The 22,219-nt window shown below is 57.7% G+C and carries 22 protein-coding genes; 11 read left to right on the forward strand and 11 right to left on the reverse strand.

Going from position 1 to position 22,219, the window contains the following annotated elements:
- Positions 1–19: 19 nt before the first annotated feature.
- On the forward strand, positions 20–619 hold the full coding sequence (locus JOE09_RS22435) for an alpha/beta hydrolase (RefSeq protein ID WP_205067389.1): 600 nt from the start codon (positions 20–22) through the stop codon (positions 617–619).
- A 361-nt stretch (positions 620–980) separates the two neighbouring features.
- A complete protein-coding gene (locus JOE09_RS22440; protein WP_239553258.1) occupies positions 981–1,727 on the forward strand; it encodes a glycoside hydrolase family protein in 747 nt (248 codons plus the stop codon).
- A gap of 27 nt (positions 1,728–1,754) precedes the next feature.
- On the opposite strand, the gene JOE09_RS22445 is transcribed toward JOE09_RS22440, so the two are convergent.
- Positions 1,755–2,396 carry a hypothetical protein gene (locus tag JOE09_RS22445; RefSeq protein WP_205067390.1) on the reverse strand — a complete coding sequence of 214 codons (642 nt, stop codon included), beginning with the start codon at positions 2,394–2,396 and terminating at the stop codon, positions 1,755–1,757.
- Positions 2,397–2,582: 186 nt separating this feature from the next.
- Between JOE09_RS22445 and JOE09_RS22450 the strand changes: the two genes are divergently transcribed.
- Complete coding sequence (locus JOE09_RS22450) at positions 2,583–2,981, forward strand: VOC family protein (protein WP_123334354.1); 399 nt, start codon at positions 2,583–2,585, stop codon at positions 2,979–2,981.
- A 346-nt stretch (positions 2,982–3,327) separates the two neighbouring features.
- Positions 3,328–3,543, forward strand: a complete 216-nt coding sequence (locus tag JOE09_RS22455; RefSeq protein ID WP_105593585.1) for a YdgH/BhsA/McbA-like domain containing protein — start codon at positions 3,328–3,330, stop codon at positions 3,541–3,543.
- A 167-nt stretch (positions 3,544–3,710) separates the two neighbouring features.
- On the opposite strand, the gene kdpD is transcribed toward JOE09_RS22455, so the two are convergent.
- The 8 genes from kdpD to JOE09_RS22495 form a co-directional block, all read right to left on the reverse strand.
- The gene (gene kdpD / locus JOE09_RS22460; RefSeq protein WP_205067391.1) at positions 3,711–6,392 is read right to left on the reverse strand and encodes a two-component system sensor histidine kinase KdpD; all 2,682 of its coding nucleotides are present in this window, start codon (positions 6,390–6,392) and stop codon (positions 3,711–3,713) included.
- A 91-nt stretch (positions 6,393–6,483) separates the two neighbouring features.
- Positions 6,484–7,050, reverse strand: coding sequence for a potassium-transporting ATPase subunit KdpC (kdpC, locus tag JOE09_RS22465; protein WP_205067392.1), 567 nt, complete (start codon positions 7,048–7,050; stop codon positions 6,484–6,486).
- Between the two features lie 11 nt (positions 7,051–7,061).
- The gene (gene kdpB / locus JOE09_RS22470; RefSeq protein ID WP_205067393.1) at positions 7,062–9,110 is read right to left on the reverse strand and encodes a potassium-transporting ATPase subunit KdpB; all 2,049 of its coding nucleotides are present in this window, start codon (positions 9,108–9,110) and stop codon (positions 7,062–7,064) included.
- Positions 9,111–9,128: 18 nt separating this feature from the next.
- Positions 9,129–10,814: a potassium-transporting ATPase subunit KdpA gene (kdpA, locus tag JOE09_RS22475; protein WP_205067394.1), complete on the reverse strand. Its 1,686-nt coding sequence runs from the start codon at positions 10,812–10,814 to the stop codon at positions 9,129–9,131.
- Positions 10,814–10,903 (reverse strand): K(+)-transporting ATPase subunit F, encoded by a 90-nt coding sequence (gene kdpF / locus JOE09_RS26395; RefSeq protein WP_105593590.1) that lies wholly within the window; start codon positions 10,901–10,903, stop codon positions 10,814–10,816. The genes kdpA and kdpF overlap by 1 nt, the downstream gene beginning before the upstream one ends.
- A gap of 166 nt (positions 10,904–11,069) precedes the next feature.
- Positions 11,070–11,957, reverse strand: a complete 888-nt coding sequence (locus tag JOE09_RS22485) for a LysR family transcriptional regulator (protein WP_205067395.1) — start codon at positions 11,955–11,957, stop codon at positions 11,070–11,072.
- Between the two features lie 99 nt (positions 11,958–12,056).
- Complete coding sequence (locus tag JOE09_RS22490; protein ID WP_205067396.1) at positions 12,057–13,532, reverse strand: UbiD family decarboxylase; 1,476 nt, start codon at positions 13,530–13,532, stop codon at positions 12,057–12,059.
- Between the two features lie 105 nt (positions 13,533–13,637).
- The gene (locus JOE09_RS22495; RefSeq protein WP_338049381.1) at positions 13,638–14,555 is read right to left on the reverse strand and encodes a DMT family transporter; all 918 of its coding nucleotides are present in this window, start codon (positions 14,553–14,555) and stop codon (positions 13,638–13,640) included.
- A 256-nt stretch (positions 14,556–14,811) separates the two neighbouring features.
- Here JOE09_RS22495 and JOE09_RS22500 point away from each other — a divergent pair, with 256 nt between their 5' ends.
- Together JOE09_RS22500 and JOE09_RS22505 are read left to right on the forward strand one after the other, a co-directional pair.
- The gene (locus JOE09_RS22500) at positions 14,812–15,207 is read left to right on the forward strand and encodes a polyketide cyclase (RefSeq protein WP_105593594.1); all 396 of its coding nucleotides are present in this window, start codon (positions 14,812–14,814) and stop codon (positions 15,205–15,207) included.
- A gap of 43 nt (positions 15,208–15,250) precedes the next feature.
- Complete coding sequence (locus tag JOE09_RS22505) at positions 15,251–16,171, forward strand: nucleoside hydrolase (protein WP_205067397.1); 921 nt, start codon at positions 15,251–15,253, stop codon at positions 16,169–16,171.
- 11 nt (positions 16,172–16,182) lie between these two features.
- Here JOE09_RS22505 and JOE09_RS22510 read toward each other — a convergent pair whose 3' ends face one another.
- Entirely contained in the window at positions 16,183–17,205 is a 1,023-nt protein-coding gene (locus JOE09_RS22510; protein ID WP_205067398.1) for a zinc-binding alcohol dehydrogenase family protein, read from the reverse strand.
- Positions 17,206–17,340: 135 nt separating this feature from the next.
- Between JOE09_RS22510 and JOE09_RS22515 the strand changes: the two genes are divergently transcribed.
- The 3 genes from JOE09_RS22515 (at position 17,341) to JOE09_RS22525 (ending at position 20,295) form a co-directional block, all read left to right on the forward strand.
- Positions 17,341–18,246, forward strand: coding sequence for a GntR family transcriptional regulator (locus JOE09_RS22515; RefSeq protein ID WP_105593597.1), 906 nt, complete (start codon positions 17,341–17,343; stop codon positions 18,244–18,246).
- A 239-nt stretch (positions 18,247–18,485) separates the two neighbouring features.
- On the forward strand, positions 18,486–19,838 hold the full coding sequence (locus JOE09_RS22520) for an MFS transporter (protein ID WP_205067399.1): 1,353 nt from the start codon (positions 18,486–18,488) through the stop codon (positions 19,836–19,838).
- Between the two features lie 247 nt (positions 19,839–20,085).
- Positions 20,086–20,295, forward strand: coding sequence for a YdgH/BhsA/McbA-like domain containing protein (locus JOE09_RS22525; RefSeq protein WP_105593599.1), 210 nt, complete (start codon positions 20,086–20,088; stop codon positions 20,293–20,295).
- 64 nt (positions 20,296–20,359) lie between these two features.
- Here JOE09_RS22525 and JOE09_RS22530 read toward each other — a convergent pair whose 3' ends face one another.
- Positions 20,360–21,463, reverse strand: a complete 1,104-nt coding sequence (locus JOE09_RS22530; RefSeq protein ID WP_205067400.1) for a nickel/cobalt efflux protein RcnA — start codon at positions 21,461–21,463, stop codon at positions 20,360–20,362.
- 89 nt (positions 21,464–21,552) lie between these two features.
- On the opposite strand from JOE09_RS22530, the gene JOE09_RS22535 reads away from it, so the two are divergent.
- Together JOE09_RS22535 and JOE09_RS22540 are read left to right on the forward strand one after the other, a co-directional pair.
- Complete coding sequence (locus JOE09_RS22535) at positions 21,553–21,828, forward strand: metal/formaldehyde-sensitive transcriptional repressor (RefSeq protein WP_200547952.1); 276 nt, start codon at positions 21,553–21,555, stop codon at positions 21,826–21,828.
- A 166-nt stretch (positions 21,829–21,994) separates the two neighbouring features.
- Positions 21,995–22,204 carry a YdgH/BhsA/McbA-like domain containing protein gene (locus tag JOE09_RS22540; RefSeq protein ID WP_105593601.1) on the forward strand — a complete coding sequence of 70 codons (210 nt, stop codon included), beginning with the start codon at positions 21,995–21,997 and terminating at the stop codon, positions 22,202–22,204.
- Positions 22,205–22,219: the final 15 nt, after the last annotated feature.

Raw genomic sequence — 22,219 nt, forward strand, 5'->3', positions numbered from 1 at the left:
TTGCATCAGGAGAAATGTCATGACAGGTCTGGTTATTTTACTGCACGGCGTGGGCAGCAACGGCAACGATCTGGCCGGGCTGGGTCGCCACTGGGCACCGAGCCTGCCGGGCGTGAGTTTCGCCAGCCCTGACGCGCCGTTCCATTTTGAGCACGGCGCGGGCTATCAGTGGTTCAGCCTGGCCGGTATTACGCCGGCTAACCGCCCGGCGCGCGTGGCTGCAGCGCGGGAAGCATTTGACCGCGAGCTGACGGCGATCCTTGAACAGCATCAGATGAGCGATAAGCTCGACAAGGTGGTGCTGGTCGGTTTCTCGCAGGGGTCGATTATGGCGCTGGATACGCTGGTGTCCGGCCGCTGGCCGGTCGCCGGGATTGTGGCCTTCTCCGGCCGCCTTGCTTCACCGCAGCCGTTGACTCCGGCGCTCAATACTCCGGTACTGCTGATCCACGGTATGGCCGACGGCGTGATCCCGGTAGCGGAAAGCGAAGTGGCGGCGGAGACGCTGCGCGTTCTGGGCATCAGCGCCCGCAGCGACTTTGAGCCGGGGACCGGGCATACCATCTCGGCACGCGGTGCGCAGCTTGCGGCGGAGTTTATTGCCGGGCTTTTAAAATAATTGAGTTCATAATATAAGTTTCATTTATCTCCCGGTCGGCCACCCAACATTAGTGATAGGCTGGCCGCCTTCCTTCAGTCTTCTTCATTCTATCCCGGGCTCTCATTACAGACTAAATGAAAAGGCACATTGTTGTTATCCTCTTTTTCATTTTCAAACTGCTAGTTATAAAAAATTTGATTAGCTTACATTTTATTATTCTTAAAATTATTCGTATGGTTTTCATAAAAAACAAACATGTTATTTTTATAAAAATCTTAATTTAATTTAGCATCTTTTATTAATCAGAAAAAGTTAATTTAAATTAAATATAACTCTCATTAAAAAAACGCCTGTTAAAGCAAAACAATGAGAGGTATTTATGGCTGGAATTAATGAAAACAAAGGCCCTGGATGGGGCGATCATAATACACCATACGGAACAGTTCATAGTTATACGGACCCGGGCACACATATGGCCTCTGGTAATGGTGGCAATAATCATACGAACATAGGACCAAAGACACTAATTCGAATTATCACAACCAAAGACTACGATGGCGCATTTATGAGCCAATGCCTTAACAATTTAAAAAACCATGAAGGGTTTAGAAACAAAATGTATGCTGATACAAAAGGTAACGTTACTGTTGGAATTGGAAGGTTATTGGGTAAAATAGAAGACGCATTAAATATGCCATTCAAATACACCTATCATAAAACAGGTGCTCAAGGTTCTTCATCAGATAATGAAATGTCCGCCACCCCAGACCAAATAAGAAAAGAGTATAATAATGTTCACGAAAATCCGAAATATACATCATCTATACACCTTAGTAATGATGAAGTGATCAAAGCATGCATTGATGATGTAAAAAAAATTGAATCAGGGCTTCGAGGATTATATAAAAACTATGACAACTTCACAAACAATGCTAAAACAGGTTTGATTGACATGGGTTTTAATATAGGAATATCAAATTTAAAAAATAAATTTCCTCATTTTAATGAGGCTGTAAACAGAGGAGATTGGAATACTGCAGCAAAAGAGAGCCACAGAGAAGGAATCAGCCAGGAAAGAAACAATGACACGGCCGAAAATTTCAACAAAGCAGCTCTGGGTCATTGATTAAGGGCGCACTATGCGCCCAATTCTTCATAATGGACTGTTGACCGTGATCTCTTTTAATTGCCAGATCGTCGAATTCGTTGACAATATTTCATACGTATTAGCAGATGCCCACGTACCTCCGATAACATACTTCACCAACGTAATATAGTTAATCCGCCTGCCACTTCCATCTTCAAAAGAAACCTGTCTGGATAAAAAATAACCGTCGTCATTTTTATCTGAAACAGCGCGTTTCTCACTAATAAAATTCAAGTCTTGCTCTCTTTCAGAAATGGATTTCCCTTTATCATTAACCTTAATTTCTTCCTCTTCATCTTTACTGACAATAACTGATTCTGATGCAGGAAAATGCTCAACAATATCTTTGATACTGAAATTAACCTTACTTTCATCAATTTTTTTAAATTTATTACGACTGGCATGTTCCTGTAAATAACAGTCTACCAGTGAATCAGCAACGTCCTGTACAAAGCGGTCGGGAAGATTAGGATAATCTACCACCTCCTTACCCTTTTCTCTAATAGAGATAAAGTCTTCGCAGGTTTTCACCGTGGCGACAGTGCCGTCATTCAATTTTACATTAACCTGTTCTGCATCCGTTAATATCGGACTGGCAAAACATGTTGAAGAGAAAGTGACTATTATTGCAATCGCTCTTCCGATCATGATCTCGACCCTTCTAAATTTTCAATTACTCTTAGTCAACTTATATTACTTTTTCAGGGCCGTATCTACTTTCTGAGCTTATCGGGAAATACTTTTCTGCATATGTGAAGTGTTCTGCCGGGAAAACTCCGTTTGTATGTTAGATTCCAGAACCTGGCAGGTTCATAAAAACGGAAGGATAAGGTTTTGAGAACGCAAAAAAGATGCATGGGATACGTCGCCATCGTGGTCGACGACTACGATCGGGCAATTGATTACTACACCAACAAACTCGGATTCACGCTGGTTGAAGACACGCCACAGCCGGGCAAACGCTGGGTGGTGGTAACACCAAACCCGGAAAGCGACTGTAATCTGCTGCTGGCTCGTGCCTCTAACGACCGGCAGGAAACGTTTATCGGCAACCAGTGCGGCGGGCGAGTATTCCTGTTCCTGCAAACGGACGATTTCTGGCGCGACTACCACGCGATGAAAGCGGCCGGCGTCCACTTCTGCGAAGAACCCCGGCAGGAAGAGTACGGCACCGTAGTAGTGTTTGAGGATCTCTACGGCAACCGCTGGGATCTGTATCAAAACCTGCAATAAGTCTTATCGCCGGGCTAAAAACCTTCCAGTCCGGCGTGATTATCCTTTAACGCTGCCGCCTGTTTCCTGTTTCCTGTCGCCTGTCGCCTGTCGCCTGTCGCCTGTCGCCTGTCGCCCGGTATCACGCATATCTTCTGACATGTCCATCGCCTGACCCTTTCCTGACGACAACCACTCCTCCTTTTTCACTGACTGAACAAGGGCTGACCCATATCATCTGTTTATCGAAAAGTTAGCACGATCATGATTACCGCACTTATTGTTAATCAACTTATAGTAACTTGCGTTACTATTCATTCATCGGAGGCAAACAACCTCCTCACCATACAAATGAAGGAATACGACCATGAAAACTATCAAAACACTGTCTGTTGCTGCCGTTGCTGCTCTGTCACTGATGTCATTCGGTAGCTTTGCTCAGAGCATTACTGCCACCTCCTCTACCCTTGACGGCGCTGAAGCGAAAATCGCCGCTCAGGCTCAGCAGGCGGGTGCCGGTTACAAAATCACCAGCGCGCGCGTTGAAAACGGCGCATACGTTTCTGCGGAATTGATCAAATAAAAATGGTCGCATAAGGATATGCCAGAAGAGGCCGCCCGATGGGCGGCCTCTTCTGGTTTTCAGCGTTTGGAAATGTTTTAAACGAGCGTCATGCAGCGCTCAGCGAGGATAATACCAGGTACGTTTACTCCATCACCGTCTTCTTCATCCTCAAGTTATCCCCAAGTTCACTCGTAATCCTCAAGCTCCGGCGGTGCCGTCATCGGCAGCGAAATCACAAAATTCGCGCCACCCTGCGGGCGGTTTTCCGCATGAATCTCCCCGTCATGCATCGCGACAATCGCCTGGCAGATTGCTAACCCCAGCCCAACGCCCGGCACCGATGACTCTTTATTGCCGCGAGAGAATTTTTCAAAAATCTTCCGCTCCTGCCCGGCAGGTATCCCCGGACCGCTGTCCCACACGATAATCTCCAGCCGTGAAACCGCCCCCTCCGTCCTGCGAGCGCGAATGCCCAGCTCGGCCTCCGCCCCGGCATATTTCAGCGCGTTCTCCAGCAGATTCGCCAGCACCCGCTCCATCAGCGGTGCGTCCACGTCAATCAGCAGCAGCTCCGGCGGCAGATCCAGCTGAACGGTGCGGTCGGCCAGCGAAGCGTTCATGGTGCGCAGCGTGCTGCCAATCAGCTCATCCAGCGCCATCCACTCGCGTTTAAGGTGGAAGCCGCCGGACTGTAGCCGCGCCATATCCAGCAGATTATTGACCAGCCGGATGGTGTTCAGCGTCTGTTCACGCATCGCGCTGGCCTGCGGCGCATACGGCGAGTTTTCACTGGCGAGATCCAGCGTCAGGATTTCCGCCTGACCGAACAGCACCGTCAGCGGCGTACGCAGGTCGTGGGAAAGCGCGGATAACAGCGCGTTGCGCAGCTGCTCCCGCTCGGCCGCCAGCCTGGAGGCCGCCTCGCGCTGGCTGAGCGCCATGCGCTCCAGCGCGTTAGCGATCAGCACGGTAAAGGTTTCCACCAGCCGCTGCTGTTCCGGGATCATCAGCTGGCGCAGATTCAGCGGTTCGAGGATCAGCAGGCCAAGCGTCTCGCTGCCGCTTTTTAACGGCAGCATCAGCCAGGGTACGCCGGGCAGCGTGTCGGTCCCGGCACCGGCGGGCTGGCCCTTGGTAAAGCTCCAGTGGGCGATGGCGCGATCCGGCTGAGTGCTGAGATGCGGTTCGCCCACCACCTTCAGCTCGCCCTGCTCATCAGGCAGATGCAGCTCGCTGCGCGCCTGTAGGGTACTTTCCAGGCTGTGCTGGAGGATCGCGGCGATGTCCTGCTGGCTGAGTGCGCGGCTGAGTGCTTTTGCCATACCGTACAGGTGCTGCGCCCGCTGCTCGCGATAGCGCGCCACCCTCGCCTGATAACGCACGCCCGCCGTCAGATTGCCGACGATCACCCCCACCGCCAGCATCACGCCGAAGGTCACCAGATACTGCACATCCGACACCGCCATGGTGCCGGTGGGTGCAACAAACACCAGGTCAAAGGCAATAATATTCAGCAGTGTGGCCACCACCGACGGCCAGCGGCCATAGCGCAGCGCCACCACTACCACCGCCAGCAGGTAGACCATCACCAGGTTGACGGAATCAACGCGCGGCAGCAGCCAGCGCCCGGCCAGTGTCACCACAACGCACAGCAGCAGCGCCGCCACGCAGCCGTGCAGCTGCGCGCGCCAGCGGCTATCGTTCGCTGCGTTCTGCCTTGCCAGCGGCGGGCCGACATCCGCTGGCGGATCGTCGAGGGCGACGATCAGAATATCGAGATCCGGCCCCAGCTCCGCCAGGCGATCGGCAAAGCGCTCGCGCCACCAGCGTTTACTGGGGCGGCGGCCAAGGATAATTTTACCGAGGTTATGATCGCGGGCGTAGCGCAGCACCGCGCGGGCTTCGCGGGTGTCGGAGAGGGTGGCGGTTTCTGCCCCCAGATCGCGCGCCAGCTGGAGCGTACGCAAAATGCCGCGCCGCCGGGCTTCCGGCAGGCGATACAGGCGCGGGGTCTCCACGTACACCGCATGCCAAACGCAGTCGAGTCGCCCTGCCAGCCGGGCGGCGCTGCGCACCAGCTTTTCGCTGCCGCCGTTGTCGCCGATGCACAGCAGGATCGCATCGCGGGTGTGCCAGACTTTTTCCCGCCCCTGGGTATCGCGCCAGGCGCGCATCTGGTCGTCAACACGATCGGCGGTCCGGCGCAGCGCCAGTTCGCGCAGGGCGATCAGATTGCCCTTGCGGAAGAAGTTTTCGATGGCACGCTCTGCCCCTGCACCGATGTAGACTTTGCCCTCTTTCAGCCGCTGGCGCAGATCGTCCGGCGGCAGATCCACCAGCACCACTTCGTCGGCGGCGTCAAAGAACGGGTCCGGCACCGTTTCCCGTACCCGAATACCAGTCACGCCGCCCACCACATCGTTCAGGCTTTCGAGGTGCTGAACGTTGACCGTGGTCATCACATCAATGCCCGCGTCCAGCAGTTCTTCGATATCCTGCCAGCGTTTGGGGTGCCGCGAGCCACGGGCGTTGCTGTGCGCCAGTTCGTCCATCAGGATCACCGCCGGATGACGGGCCAGCGCGGCATCAAGGTCAAACTCCGGGTAGCGCTGCTGCCCGGTGGCGCGGCGTGGCAGTACAGTCAGCCCGGCCAGCAGCGCCGCGGTTTCCGGGCGATCGTGGGTTTCAACGATGCCGACCAGCACCTCCAGCCCCTGGCCGCGCAGGCGCTGTGCCTCCTGCAGCATCGACCAGGTTTTACCCACCCCGGCACAGGCACCAAAGTAGATTTTTAGTTTGCCACGGCCCTCAACCGCCGCCTGGCGCAGCAGCGCATCCGGGTCCGGGCGCTGGAGTTCATCGTTCATAATGCTCCCTGTGATCAAAACGGCGAAAAGCCGCACCGGATTAACATCGCCGTGCGGCCCGTTACATCAGCCCATTAAGGCCACCTTTCTACTACATGGCATCCAGAGCCAGATTCAGCGCCAGCACGTTGACCGTCGGGTCGCCGATAAACGCCGGCATCGGCGTTTGAGTCTGCTGCTCAATCAGATTCTGCACCACACCCAGCGGCAGCTGCCTCGCCGCCGCAATGCGGGGAGCCTGCCAGCGCGCCGCCTGCGGTGAAATCGCCGGGTCGAGTCCGCTACCGGATGCGGTCAGCAGATCCACCGGTATCGAACCCACGGCCTGCGGATTGGCGGCACGCAGCGCCGCCGCACGCTGTTCCAGCGCCTGGTCAAGCGCCGGGTTGCTCGCCGCCAGGTTGCTGCCGGAAGAGGCCAGCGGATTATAGGGCGCATCGCCGGTAGCCGAAGGGCGCCCCTGGAAATAGCCCGGCTGGCTGAAGTTCTGCCCGATCAGTGCAGAACCTCGCGCTTCTCCCCGCAGCTCAATCAGCGAACCGGCGGCCTGATGCGGGAACCACCACTGCGCCAGCCCGGTGGTCAATAGAGGATAAAATACGCCGACAACCAGCGTCAGTATTAACAGTAAAAACAGTGCAGGGCGACATTGACTCATGATAGTTCTCCTTACGCCAGACCGGTAACGGTCAGCAGCATATCGATCAGCTTGATACCGGCGAACGGCACCAGCAGCCCGCCCACGCCGTACAGCCACAAGTTACGGCGCAGCAGCGCCGCCGCGCTCAGCGGACGATAGCTCACTCCCTTCAGCGCCAGCGGGATCAGAAACACGATAATCAGCGCGTTAAAGATCACCGCCGACAGCATCGCCGAGGTAGGGGAATGCAGGTGCATGACGTTGAGCATATTCAGCTGCGGGTAGGTCGCCGCAAAAGCCGCCGGGATAATGGCGAAGTACTTCGCCACGTCGTTGGCGATGCTGAACGTGGTCAGCGACCCGCGGGTCATCAGCATCTGCTTACCGATATGCACCACCTCCAGCAGTTTGGTCGGGTTGGAGTCCAGATCGACCATGTTCCCCGCCTCTTTCGCTGCCTGAGTACCGGAGTTCATCGCTACCGCCACGTCGGCCTGCGCCAGCGCTGGCGCATCGTTGGTGCCGTCACCGGTCATCGCCACCAGGCGGCCTTCCGCCTGATACTGACGGATCAGCGCCAGCTTGGCTTCCGGCGTGGCTTCCGACAGGAAGTCATCCACCCCGGCTTCGGCGGCGATGGCGGCGGCGGTCAGCGGGTTATCGCCGGTGATCATGATGGTTTTAATACCCATTTTGCGCATTTCAGCAAAGCGCTCTTTGATACCGCCTTTAACGATGTCCTTCAGCTCCACCACGCCCATCACTTTCGCGCCGTCGCAGACCACCAGCGGCGTGCCGCCCGCCCGCGCCACCTGTTCCACCAGGCCGTTCACTTCCTGCGGGAACTGGCCGCCGTTACTGTCGATATGGCGGCGCACTGCATCCACCGCGCCCTTGCGCACGGCACGCTGCTGCACGTTAACCCCGCTCATGCGCGTCTGCGCCGAGAACGGAATAAAAGTGGCGTCCATGCTGCTAAGATCGCGTTCGCGCAGATTAAATTTCTGCTTCGCCAGCACCACAATACTGCGCCCTTCCGGGGTTTCATCGGCGAGCGACGCCAGCTGCGCCGCATCGGCCAGCTGCTCCGCCGTCACGCCCGGCGCGGGCAGAAACTGCGTCGCCTGCCGGTTGCCGAGGGTGATGGTGCCGGTTTTATCCAGCATCAGCACATCAACGTCGCCCGCCGCTTCAACCGCGCGGCCGCTGGTCGCAATGACATTGGCCGCCAGCATGCGGCTCATGCCCGCCACGCCGATCGCCGACAGCAGGCCGCCGATGGTGGTGGGGATCAGGCAGACCAGCAGCGCCACCAGTACAGTGATGCTGACCGTGCTGCCGCCCCAGGCGGAGAACGGATACAGCGTCGCGGTGGCCAGCAGGAAGACGATGGTCAACGCCACCAGCAGGATGGTCAGGGCGATCTCGTTCGGCGTTTTACGCCGCGTTGCGCCTTCCACCATGGCAATCATTCGATCGAGGAAGGTTTCCCCTGGATTGACGCTGCACTGAACCACCAGCCAGTCGGAAAGAATGCGCGTCCCGCCGGTCACCGAGGAAAAATCCCCGCCGGATTCACGGATCACCGGGGCAGATTCCCCGGTGATGGCGCTTTCATCCACCGACGCGCCGCCGGACAGCACTTCACCGTCGCAGGGGATGATATCCCCGGCTTCCACCAGCACCCAGTCGCCTTTGCGCAGGCTGTCCGCCGCCACCGGCTGATGGCTGGCTCCGTAGCGCGCCTCGCTGAGCTTTTTGGCAAAACTGGTTTTGGTCACGCCCTTCAGGCTGTTGGCCTGCGCCTTGCTGCGCCCTTCCGCCAGCGCTTCGGCAAAGTTGGCGAACAGTACGGTAAACCACAGCCACAGGGAGATAGCGGCGGTGAAGCCCGCCTCGCCCGGGGTTTTCCCTGTCGCCATGGCGATCGCCAGCAGCGTGGTGATGACACTGCCCAGCCACACCACAAACATCACCGGATTGCGCACCTGTACGCGCGGGTCCAGTTTTTTCAGCGCATCAAGCAGCGCCACGCCGATCAGCGCGCTGTCAAACAGCGCCTGTTGATTCCGACTCATCTCGTGATTCTCCGCTCGTTAACGACTGAGCATGTGCAGATGTTCAGCCACCGGCCCCAGGGCCAGTGCCGGGATAAAGGTCAGCGCGCCCACCAGCAGCACGGTGCCAATCAGCAGGGCAATAAACAGCGCGCCGTGGGTAGGCAGCGTACCGTTGCCCTGCGGCTGGATTTTCTTCCGCGCCAGGGAACCGGCAATAGCCAGCACCGGGATGATGATGCCGAAGCGGCCCACCAGCATGCAGAACGCCAGCAGCAGGTTCCAGAACGGGGTGTTGGCACTAAGGCCACCGAAGGCGCTGCCGTTGTTGTTGGCCGCAGAGGAAACCGCGTACAGCACTTCGGAAAAACCGTGGGTGCCGGGGTTCAGCATCGCGCTGCGTCCGGCGTCGGTCATCATCGCCAACGCAGTGCCCAGCAGCACCAGCGTCGGCGTCACCAGGATCGCCAGCGCGGTCATTTTCATCTCCCAGACGTCGATCTTTTTGCCGAGGTATTCCGGCGAGCGACCGATCATCAGCCCGGCGATAAACACCGCCAGCAGCACGAACAGCAGCATGCCGTACAGCCCCGCGCCCACGCCGCCAAACACCACCTCGCCGATCTGCATCAGCCACATCGGCACCATGCCGCCCAGCGCGGTAAAGGAGTCGTGCATCGCGTTTACCGCACCGCAGGAGGCCGCCGTGGTGATCACTGCGAACAGGCTGGAGTTGAGGATGCCGAACCGCGTCTCTTTCCCTTCCATATTGGCGGCGGTATCCGCCCCCAGCGTCAGGAAGTGCGGGTTGCCCTGCAGCTCCGCCCACATCACCACCGCCACGGCGGCAATAAACATCAGCGACATCGCCCACAGCAGCGTGTGGCCCTGCCGCCGGTCGCGCAATGCGTCGCCAAAGGCAAAGCACAACGCTGCCGGGATCAGGAAAATCGACAGCATCTGCACGAAGTTACTCAGCGCGGTGGGGTTTTCAAACGGGTGCGCGGAGTTGGCGTTAAAGAAGCCGCCGCCGTTAGTCCCGAGCATTTTGATCGCTTCCTGCGAGGCCACCGGCCCCATCGGCAGCACCTGTTTCGCGCCCTCCAGCGTGGTCAGCTCCACGTAGCCGTGCAGGTTCTGAATTACGCCCTGGCTGACCAGGAACAGCGCCATCAGCAGGGAGAGCGGCAGCAGCACATAAAGGGTGATGCGGGTGATATCGCGCCAGGCGTTACCCAAATCGTCCAGCGCGCGGTTGGCAAAGCCCCGGATCAGCGCGAAGGCGACGGCGATACCGGTGGCGGCAGAGAGGAAGTTCTGCACGGTTAAGCCGACCATCTGGCTGAAATAGCTCAGGGTGCTTTCCCCGGCGTAGGACTGCCAGTTGGTGTTGGTGACAAAGCTGACCGCGGTGTTCAGCGCCAGATGCCAGCTCAGCCCCGGCAGCCCCTGCGGGTTCAGCGGCAGGTGTGACTGGTTAAGCAGCATCAGGAACAGCAGCACCAGCCCAAGGGCGTTAAACAGCAGGATTGCCAGCAGATAGCGCTGCCAGTTCATCCCCCCCGGCGCAACGCCGCTCACCCGCCACAGCAGGCGCTCGGTAGCGGCCAACCCCGGCACGGGACGGTCGGCAATCAGCCACGCCAGACCGCTGCCCAGCGGACGGGCAAGCACCAGCAGCAGCACCATGTAACAGCCGATCAGTAAAAAGGCGGAGGCAGCCATCAGAACTCCTCCGCGTTAAGCAGGGCATAAATCAGATAACCCAACAGGGCAAACACCAGCACAATGCCGGTTATAACAGCAGCGCTCACAGCACACCTCCAGAGGCGTTTCAGATGGCTGATATTGTTGCGAGCGGCGTGCAAAGTTGGTGTAAAAATGCGGGGTCAGGGTGTAAAAAAAGTATAAAAATGGACTGATTTTTCAGCAGTTATGGCCCGCTCAGCCCAGTAGCGGCGCACAGGATGTGCACGGCCATCAGCGCGAAAAGAAGTATTCCAGCAGCGGTTTCAGCACCGCGCTCTCCACATGCTGCTGGTAGTAAATCAGCGCCAGCCTGTCGGCAGCGGACTGTAGCTCCGGCACCGGGAGCGAGATCAGCCCGGCTTCAGTTTCTGCCTCGGCCAGCGACGGCACCAGCGCCACCGCCACGCCCTGCCGCACCAGCTGCTTCATTACCGGCAGATCGCTGGCCTGCGCCACGATGTTCGGCGTCAGCCCGGCCTGGGTAAAGCACTGCATCACCCGATCGTACATGCCAAAACCAGTTTTACGCCGCAGCAGCACCAGCGGCTGTGCGGCCAGCTGTGCCAGCGTGACGCAGGGCAGTGCGGCCAGCGGTGTATCGGCCAGGCACAGGGCGCGGACGTTGAGCTGATTGAGTGGGATACTGGCGATATTGTGCGGGTTCAGCGTCAGCGGCAAATGGATCAGCGCGGCATCCACCTGGCGCCGCTCCAGCAGTTCTTCCAGCCACGGCGGGTCACCCTGATACAGCGAGAATTGCAGATCGGGATAGCGCGAACGCAGCGCGGCGATGGCTTCGGCCATCAGGCTGATGCCCATATCCACGCAGCCCAGACGCACCACGCCGCGCTGCCCCTCGCTGAAGGCACGCATTTCGCTGTCGATATTCTGCGCCTGCAACAGCAGATCCCCGGCGCGCTGATAGAGGTAGCGCCCGGCGTCGGTGGGGATCATCCCACGCGACGTTCGCTCGAACAGCACCACGTCCCACTGGGCTTCCAGCTGCTGTAGCGCCTTGCTGATCGGCGGCTGTGCGGTAAACAGCACCGCAGAAGCCGCCGAAATCGAGCCTTTTTCCACTACCGTTTTGAAGTAATACAGGGGTTTGAGTTTCAACATCGCAGCGTATTCCTGTACCCGATAACCTGATAACCTGATAACGCCTTTTTTACACCAACGTTCGGTACAGAAACACCCCGCATCGTGCCCGCTTAGGTATCAATAGTGAAAATCAGGCAGAAAACGCCGCACGTCGACCTCTTTAAACTCGCAGCGCTGGAAATGCTCTTTCAGCGCAAACGGCACGGTACAGTCGAAAATGGTTTTGCAGGCGATACCCTTCGCGGCAATGCTCGGGCTGTATTCCGGGATCTGCGACGGGTCGAGTGGATGGCAGCGCACGCCGGGAATAAAGACCGTATCGACATCGCCCTGATAGCGCGTCTGCATCGCCCACAGCACGTCGTTGCTGTCGAAAATGTCCACGTCTTCGTCAACCAGCATCACGTGCTTCAGCTCCGGGAATGCCGCAAAGGCCAGCAGCGCGGCCTGGCGCTGGCGCCCTTCATCCGCCGGGATGCTTTTCTTAAACTGCATCACCGCCATCAGCTTGCCGCCGCCGGAGGAGTGGGCGAAAACGTTGAGCAGGCGGCCCGGCATCGCCCGCTCCACCATGCCGAGAATGCTGGCCTCGGTGGGAATACCGGCCATATTGACGTGCTCTTCGCTACAGCCGATGGTGTGCTGCAGGATCGGATGGCGGCGATGGGTGACGGCTTTTACTTTGATTACCGGTAATGAGGGATTGGCCGCCCCGGTGTAACCCGGGAACTCCGGCATCGCTTTACCGGTATTCGTATTGCGATCTTCCCGGTAGCGCACCTCCGGCATCAGCTCGCCTTCGATCACCACCTCCGCATGGGCTATCGCCCGGGCATTCACCGCCACGCCCTGCGCCAGCTCTACCGCCTTACCGCGCAGCGCCCCGGCAATGTTCAGCTCGTCAAAGCCCAGCGGCGTGGTCGGCGGCTCAAAGCAGGCACCGACATAAATCGCCGGGTCGACTCCGAGGCTGATGGTGATCGGCAGCGCGTTGCCTGCCGCTTCCGCTTTCGCGCGGAAGACGTCCAGATGGCGCCCGGGGGCGAAGTACATCGACAGCTCGTCCGGCCCCTGCATGCACAGGCGGTGGATGGTGATATCGGACTCGCCGGTTTCCGGGTCGGTGGCGTAGCACAGCCCCATGGTGAAATAGGGACCGGCATCCTCTTCGGTATTGGTCGGCGCGGGCAGCAGCGTGCGGATATCAAAACCCGGCTCGCTGGCGAGGTGAACCACCTCCTGGCAGGGAATGTGCGCGCTCTGCGTCAGGACGGGAGGAAGGGGATTTTTCACCGAGTTCATCAGCAGATGGCCCAGCCTGTCCGGCTCACAGCCCAGCAGCGCACCGACGCGGCGGCGCGAGGCCAGCACCCCGGTCACCACGCGGAAATCCGCAAAGTCTTTCACCCGATTAAACAGCATCGCAGGGCCTTCACGCGTTGGTCGCCGGGTGGTCCCGGCCGCGCCAACATAGCGATAAACGCCCGACAGCTCGGCATGGGGGTCAACTTCGGTGTCGGTGCTGACCAGCTCGCCGTCCATTGCCGCCAGCCGCGCCAGCGCGGAGCGGAGATCGTAAACCGTCTCGGTCATGGTTATCTTCCTCAGTGAGTCACGGCCCCCAGTATGTGATGCGCCCGGCGGCCGTGAATATGACTGAAAAGCTAACCCGCTATATCTTTTGGCTAATGCGCGGCATCAGGACTTCAGCGAGACGTCCTTAATCTGCGCCTTCGGTTTTACACTACCGGTCACCAGCCATACCGCCACGATAATCACCAGCCCGCCGCCGATAAAGCCGCTGGAGATCGTCTCGCCGAGGAACAGGTAGCCCCACAGCACGCCAAAGGGTGGGATCAGGAAGGTGACGGTGAGCGTTTTCAACGGACCGATATCGGCAATCAGGCGGAAGAACAGAATATAGGCCCAGGCGGTGCACACCAGTCCCAGCGCCAGCACGCAGAGCCAGACGCCGGGGTGCTGCCAGTCCATCGCGGGCTGGACGGCGACCGAGGTGATAAAGATCGGCAGCATAAACAGGGTGGCCCCCATCTGGCTGCCGAGCGCCACCAGTTTGGCATCCAGCCCGCCGCGATCGCCGATCCATTTTTTGGTGAGGAATCCGGCCATCGCGTAGCAGGCGGTGGCGACCAGACAGGCGGCGATGCCCAGCAGCACATCGTGGGTCAGCGCCAGGCTGCCGGTGGTGGTCAGCAGCACAATTCCCGCTAATCCCAGCACCACGCCGCTCAGCTTACGCAGCGTAAACTGTTCGCTGAACAGCAGGCCGCCGATCAGCACGCCCATCAGCGGCGTGGTGGCATTCAGAATGGCGGAATAGCCTGCGGGCAGCCATTTTGCCGCCAGGCAGTACATCACAAACGGCACCGCGGAGTTGATCACCCCCAGCAGCACCGCGGGCAGCGCTTTACCGTTAAAGGTAAACTTCACCCGCAGGATCAGCAGCAGCGCAACCAGGCCCAGGCAACCGAAGAAAACGCGCAGAAAAGCGGTATTCAGCGAGCCAAAAACCGGCGTGGCAACCCGCATAAACAGAAAGCTGGCGCCCCAGATGGCGGCAAGCAGCAGTAAACGACCCATATCCCCTTGTCTCACTCACTTCTCCCGTTGATAAAAATTCACTGCCGCAGGGCGATCCCGTCAGCGGAAAGAGTAGTTATATGCCTCGCCGTCCGGCAAAACAAGCCGTTATCGGCCATGGGGATTTGTTAACGGAAAGTGGGAGCTGTGTCGTGATCTGGAAAGGTGAAAATGTGAAAGACTTCTCATTAGTCTGCCGGGGTGCTTAAATCCGCTATCTGCACTTTACTTTAAACGATGAAGGGTTGATTCATCATCGATCGGAGGTTTTATGCTGTCCTCACATACCCTTAGCATCGCTATTCCCCGTAACTGGGTCGATTTATATGAAACCATCTGGAAACCGGAATTCTTTCCTAAATGGGCTTCCGGGCTGAGCAAAACGCCGCTGGAGCAGGATGGCAACATCTGGCGCGGTAAAGGCCCGCTGGGTGCGGTGAAAGTGCGTTTTACCGAACATAACCCGTTCTGCATTATGGATCACTACGTGGATACCGGCCTCAGCAAAGAGATTTTCGTGCCGATGCGTATTGTCGCCAACGGTACCGGATCGCAGGTGCTGATTACGGTGTTCCGCCAGCCGCTGCTCTCAGACGATCGTTTTGCTCAGGAGCTGGAGATGGTAAAACAGGACTTGCAGACGCTGCACACCCTGCTGACCACCTGATAACGCGCACAGGGATGTCAGTCATTACGGAAAGGAGAATCTGATGCAGAAAATTATTTTTGATACCGATATCGGCGTGGATGACGCCTTCGCGCTGGCCTATGCGGCGAAAAGCACCGACATCCTCGGCATTACCACGGTATTTGGCAACGTGCCGGTGGAGCAGGCGGTCAAAAACGCCCGCCTGTTCAGCCAGAAAATCGGCCTGGATGTGCCGATTTATCGCGGCAGCTCGCGCCCGCTGGCCTGCGCGCCTTCCGCCCCCGCCCTTCAGGTTCACGGCAAAGACGGCCTCGGCGGCGTTTTTGAAAATCCGTGCAGCGGCGAGGCGGATAACGCCATTAACTTTATTATTAACAGCGTTCGCCAGCATCCCGGAGCGATCACTCTGGTCGCCATCGGGCCGCTGACCAATATCGCCACCGCCATCAATCAGGCCCCGGATATCGTGGCGAAGGTGGCGCAGTTGGTGATTATGGGCGGCGCTTTCGGCACGCTGGGCCACGGCGGCAACGTCACGCCGTTTGCCGAATTCAATATCTGGAAAGATCCGCACGCGGCGGATCAGGTGCTCAGCTCACAGCTGAAAATCGTGGTGCTGCCGCTGGATGTGACCCACCAGGTGCAGATTAGCGGAGAAGACATTCGTAGCCTGAACCGACCGGAGCTGGAGGCGATTTCCCGCAGCTACCTGCAGTACAGCCTGGAGAAAGAAGGATTTGAAGGGATGGCGCTGCACGATACGCTGACCATTGCCTGGCTGAATCATCCCGAACTATTCGGTATTACCGAATCACCGGTGCGGGTGGTGACGGAAGGGATCTCACGCGGCCAGACGCTGCACCGGCTGCATCCGCTGGCTTCACGCGATGACCCGTTTGCCGCTGCCGGCATTCAAAAACTGTGCCTGGCGGTGGACAGCGAACGGGTCAAAGCGCATTTCCTGGCGGCGCTACGCGGTTAAACCTGCGGGGCTCAGAAGCGGATAACGCCTTTAATCAGCCCGCGGTTGTTAATCACCTGCTGTTCGAAAATCTCAGCCAGCGCGGCAAACTCAAAGCGCTGGTTGAGCATCATCTCGGCGGTAATTTTTCCGTCAGCCATCAGGCTGGCAACGCGCTCAAAGTCCTGGCGGGTGGCGTTGCGGCTGCCCATCAGCGTGGTTTCTTTTTTGTGGAATTCCGGGTCAGGGATCTGAATATCACCCTTGTGCAGGCCAACAAACACCAGCGTGCCACCGTGGGCCATCAGACGTACCGCGCCGTTCATCGCCGCCGCATTCCCGGTGGCATCAATCACCGTGGACGGCAGCTGGCCGTTGAACTGATTACGCAGCTGCTGCGGGAAATCTTCCGCCGCCGCATCCAGCGCCACCAGCTTCAGGTTCTGCTCCACGTGCTGCCTGCGAAACTCGCTGGTATCCGCTACCACCACGTTAGCGCCAGACGCATGAGCAATGGCGGCAACGCCCAGCCCGATCGGCCCGGCACCCACGACCAGCAGATTACTGCCCGGCTCCGGTGCCGCGCGGCGTACCGCATGTGCGCTGATGGCAAAAGGCTCAACCAGCGCGGCCCCGTCAGGGTCAATGCCCTCCGCCGACAGCAGGTTTTTCACCGGCACGCTGAGGTAGTCACAGAAACCGCCGTCCTGATGCACGCCTATCACCGAGATGTTTTCGCAGCAGTTGGTTTTGCCGCTCAGGCAGGCTGAACACTGTTCGCAGGAGAGGTACGGGATCACCGCCGCGCGCTGACCCACTTTCCAGCCGCTAACGCCTTCGCCCAGCTCGACCACTTCGCCACAGAGTTCATGCCCCAGCACGCGTGGATAGCTGAAAAACGGCTGATTGCCGCCCCACGCGTGAATATCGGTGCCGCAAATTCCGGCGCTGATAATTTTCAGCAGCGCTTCACCCGCAGCAGGCTGCGGTTTATTACGCGTCTGGTAAGCCATCTGTTTCGGCTCCAGACACACCAGCGTATTCATCGTTGTCATGGTTTTTCTCCGTTGTCTGCACAGGGTTATGGCGCAAATCAATCGGCGCGGTTTGTTAAAGAATTGGATCTGTGAGCCAGCGCGCCTTTCGCTGTTCTGAATTGGTTTTTAATAGATAAAAAACCGGGAGAAGCCATGAGCCGCACGCAGAATCTTCGTCATAACGTCGTGAATCAGATGCTGGAAGCCATCGCCCAGCAGCACATTCCTTCACCGCTGCCGCCCCAGGCCGCCCTGGCGGAAATGTTTAACATCAGCCGCACCACCGTGCGCCACTCGCTGGACCACCTGGAGCAGTGTGGCGTGCTGGAAAAGGTCAACGGCAGCTGGGTCATTGCCCGTCAGCCCGATGATGCCGATGGCTTTGCCGCAACGCTGCCGGGGCCGGAAGCGCAGACAAATCTGGTAGAACAGGCTTTTTTTCAAATGATTAACCAGCGCCAGCTAATGGCCGGGGACAGCTTTTCCGAACTGCAGCTGGCGCAGGCGGTGGGCGTGAGTCCGCTGGCGGCGCGGGAGTTTTTGCTGCGCTTCTGCCGCTACGGGCTGATTGAAAACGTGCGGCGCGGCCACTGGCTGATGAAGAAATTTGACCAGGAATACGCGGAGAAGCTGTTTGAGCTGCGCGAGATGCTGGAGATCCACGCCCTGAAGCGCTTTATCAATTTGCCCGCCGACGACCCGCGCTGGATTGCCGCCCGTGACCTGCTGAGCCGCCACCGTCAGATGCGTGACACCATCGCCACCAGCTATCGTAACTTTTCGCAGCTGGACCGCGAGATGCACAAACTTATCCTCTCAGCGGCAAATAATCCTTTTTTCGATCAGTCTCTTGAGGTGATTTCGGTCATTTTCCACTTCCATTATCTGTGGGATGAAAGCGACCTGAAGCAGCGCAACATCGTGGCGCTGGAGGAGCATCTGGCGATCCTGACCGCGCTGGTCAGCCGGAATGACGTCGAAGCGATCATCGAATTTCACCGCCATCTGATTACCGCCAAGGAGTCGATGCAGCGTTCAATCCGCCAGTACAGAGGGTGATTTTTTAACCGATTTTGGCTTTTTATCGATAAAAGACATCAACCACAGTAATTAAAAGCCGATTAAAAACCGTAAATCGCCGCCTGCCGCACGAAAAAGATAACAAGTTGGCAACACCGACTTCGGCCGCCACTAGTCTGCTATTCAGCCTTACTTCAACCCTGTTCTGGCCGTGGTTTTTAAAGCAGTGCCCCGGCCCGATGCTAATAACAATACTTTTTATACCCGGGGAGTACCGTATGGAAAATAGCCAGACCGTTCGCGGTCAAAACCGCCCTGCCAACCACGAAGAGCCAAAGGCCACCGTGGTGCCAGAGCGCGGTCCGCTGCAGCGCTCGGCGCGCATTAAGCGCGTACAAACCACCGCGATGATCCTGCTGTTCCTCGCGGCGATTATTAACTACCTCGACCGCAGCTCGCTGTCCGTGGCTAACCAGACCATCCGTGGTGACCTGGGCCTGAGCGGCACCGAAATCGGGATTCTGCTTTCCGCCTTCTCGCTGGCGTACGGTATCGCTCAGCTGCCGTGCGGCCTGCTGCTGGACCGTAAAGGCCCGCGCATTATGCTCGGCGTCGGCATGTTCGTCTGGTCCTGCTTCCAGGCCATGGCGGGTATGGTGCAGAACTTTACTCAGTTTGTGCTGGTGCGTATCGGCTTAGGGATCGGTGAAGCGCCGATGAACCCGTGCGGCGTTAAGGTAATTAACGACTGGTTTAACATCCGCCATCGCGGTATGCCGATGGGTATTTTCAACGCTGCCTCCACCATTGGTCTGGCTATCAGCCCGCCGATTCTGGCAGCAATGATGCTGACGATGGGCTGGCGTGCGATGTTTATTACTATCGGCGTGCTGGGGATTTTCCTTTCCATCGGCTGGTACACCATTTATCGCAACCGCAACAACAACACCCTGACCCAGGAAGAGATTAACTATCTGGATGCGGGCAGCGTGGTGGCGAAAAAAGAGCCGATGACCATGAAAGAGTGGCGCGGCCTGTTCAAGAACCGCACCATGTGGGGCATGATGATCGGCTTCAGCGGCATCAACTACACCGCGTGGCTGTATCTGGCCTGGCTGCCGGGCTACCTGCAGGCAACCTACAATCTGGACCTGAAAAGCACGGGCTGGATGACGGCGATCCCGTTCCTGTTTGGCGCGGCGGGTATGCTGCTGAACGGCTACGTGGTTGATGCAATAGTCAACCGCGGTGCACATCCGCTGAAAACCCGTAAGGTGTGCATTATTGCCGGTATGCTGCTTTCTGCCGCCTTTACCGCTGTGGTGCCGCATGCTACTACCACCTGGAGCGCGGTCCTGCTGATCGGCATGGCGCTGTTCTGCATCCACTTCGCTGGCACATCGTGCTGGGGCCTGATCCACTGCTCGGTCACCGCGCGTATGACCGCCTCAGTGGGCAGTATTCAGAACTTTGCCAGCTTCGTGTTTGCCTCGTTTGCTCCTGTACTGACCGGCTGGATCCTCGATACGACCGGATCATTCAGCATGGCACTGACCGTTTGTGCCTGCGTGACGGTGATTGGCGCGCTCTCCTATCTGTTTATCGTCCGCGACCCGATTGTGGATGCCTGATAAACCCGCTGCTGCCGCGCATTTCGGTGCGGCAGCACAACAGCCTGCGCCTGCGCCTGCTCCAGTGAAGTGTTCCCACGATAATCCAGCCAATCTGTCCCCACTCTCCCACTCGCACCAAACAATCAATATTTTTGACTAAGATCAGCAAATCACTCCGCTATCGCAATGCCTTCCATCGGCTTATCATTGTTTTCAACGAAGGCGAACCGCCTTACACAAACAAAACAACTGAAGGAATGACACCATGAAATCTATCAAAACTTTTGCTGCAGTTATCGCCCTGTCCGTAGTTTCTTTCGGCAGCTTCGCTCAGACCGTTACCGCGACCGGTTCAACCATCGACAGCGCTGAAGCGAAAATTGCCGCTCAGGCTCAGCAGGCTGGCACCTCTTACCGCATCATTGAAGCCAACAGCAACAACGGCGTGCACATGACTGCCGAGCTGGTCAAATAAGACGTCTTACCGTAGTACCGGCAGTGCCCGAACCCTGACCATCAGGGGACGGGCATGCTGTATTTCATCCGCCCGTAATGCCCATCCAGCCGTGTATCCCCATATAAATCCCCACCAGCGCAATCAGCGCACTGCTGAACCAGGGTGCCCGCTGCGCCAGCGTATTGAATCCGCTCCAGCGCTTCGTCGCCTGCCGCATACTCATCGCCGCCACCACGCCAACCGTCACCAGCGTCAGTGCCAGGCCGATACTGAAGCAGAAAACCAGCAGCGCCCCCAACGACAGCGCTTTCATTTGAATACACAGCAGCAGCACGGTGATCGCCGCCGGACAGGGGATCAGCCCGCCGGTTAAGCCAAACAGTACGATCTGCCCGGTGGTCACTTTGCGATTGGCGAAACGGCGCTGGATATCACTGGCATGGGCACGCGCATGGGCGTCCTGATATTCCTCGCTGCGCAGATCGATATGCTGCAGCGTCAGTGCCCCATGCGTGGAGTGAGCAGCCTCGCCGTGATGATGGGGAGCGTAACGGGCACTAAGAATCTGACCCTGCACCTGAACGGGCCGATATACATGCGGCAGGCTTTGGCGAGCGGAATCGGCATGAGTATGGTCATGAGATTGCTGATGACCATACTCATCGCTGTGGTCATGACCATGAGAGTGTCCATTATGACGATCGTGAGCCTGGCCATGGGAATGACTGTGCCCATGATGATGATCGTGAGCGTGGTCATGAGAGTGACTGTGCCCATGATGATGATCGTGAGCGTGGTCATGGGAATGACTGTGCCCGTGATGATGATCGTGAGCGTGCTGGCTTTCGCGGCGGATGCGCCAGAACATCCATGCTGCGGTGGCCAGAATAATCACCCCGGATGCCAGCTGGAACCACGGCTCGGTCGTTGCCGCATCGAAGCGGCGGCTGAGCATCATGCCGCCCAGCGCAATCGCCCACACCACCAGCGTGTGGGAAATCGTCGCAGCCAGTCCCAGCAGCACCGCCTGTTTGACCGTCCCCCGCACCGCGATGATAAACGCCGCCATCATCGTTTTGGAGTGTCCGGGCTCCAGCCCGTGCAGTGCGCCTAACAGAATAGCACCGGGAATAAACAGCCAGACGTTGCCGGCCCCCTGCTGCAACAGCGCAGTAAAATCCATCATAGTTTTTGCCTCGGAGAAGCTATCATAGGGAGAAGAAGATCGTAAATATACTATACCCCAGTATACTAACTCACAAGGTGGAAGCAGCGATGTCACACACAATTGCCGGACAAAAGAAACTTCTGACCCGCGTACGCCGCATTCGCGGCCAGGCAGACGCGCTGGAAAAAGCCCTGCTGGCGGAGACGCCCTGTATCGATATTTTGCAGCAGATCGCTGCCGTTCGCGGTGCGGTGAATGGATTAATGGCGGAAGTGCTGGAAGGGCATATTCGTGAACATCTGCTCGATGAGCAAAGTGAAGCCGCTCAGCGCGAGCAGGATTTAGAGCAGATTGTGGCGGTGATTCGTTCGTATATGAAGTAAAACGGCCGGGGGCTGGCTTGCGGTGAGCGGCCCGGTTTAATTAATCAATTTTTTTGACAAAGATCAGCAAATCACTCCGCTATCGCAATGTCTTCCATCGGCCTATCATTGTTTTCAACGAAGGCAAAACGCCTTATACAAACAAAACAACTGAAGGAATGACACCATGAAATCTATCAAAACTTTTGCTGCAGTTATCGCCCTGTCCGTAGTTTCTTTCGGCAGCTTCGCTCAGACCGTTACCGCAACCGGTGCAACTATCGACAGCGCTGAAGCGAAAATTGCCGCTCAGGCTCAGCAGGCCGGTACGTCTTACCGCATCATTGAAGCCAACAGCAACAACGGCGTGCATATGACAGCTCAGCTGATCAAATAAGGCGTCTTATCGCAG

Source organism: Pantoea coffeiphila, from assembly GCF_016909495.1.
GTDB lineage: Bacteria > Pseudomonadota > Gammaproteobacteria > Enterobacterales > Enterobacteriaceae > Erwinia > Erwinia coffeiphila.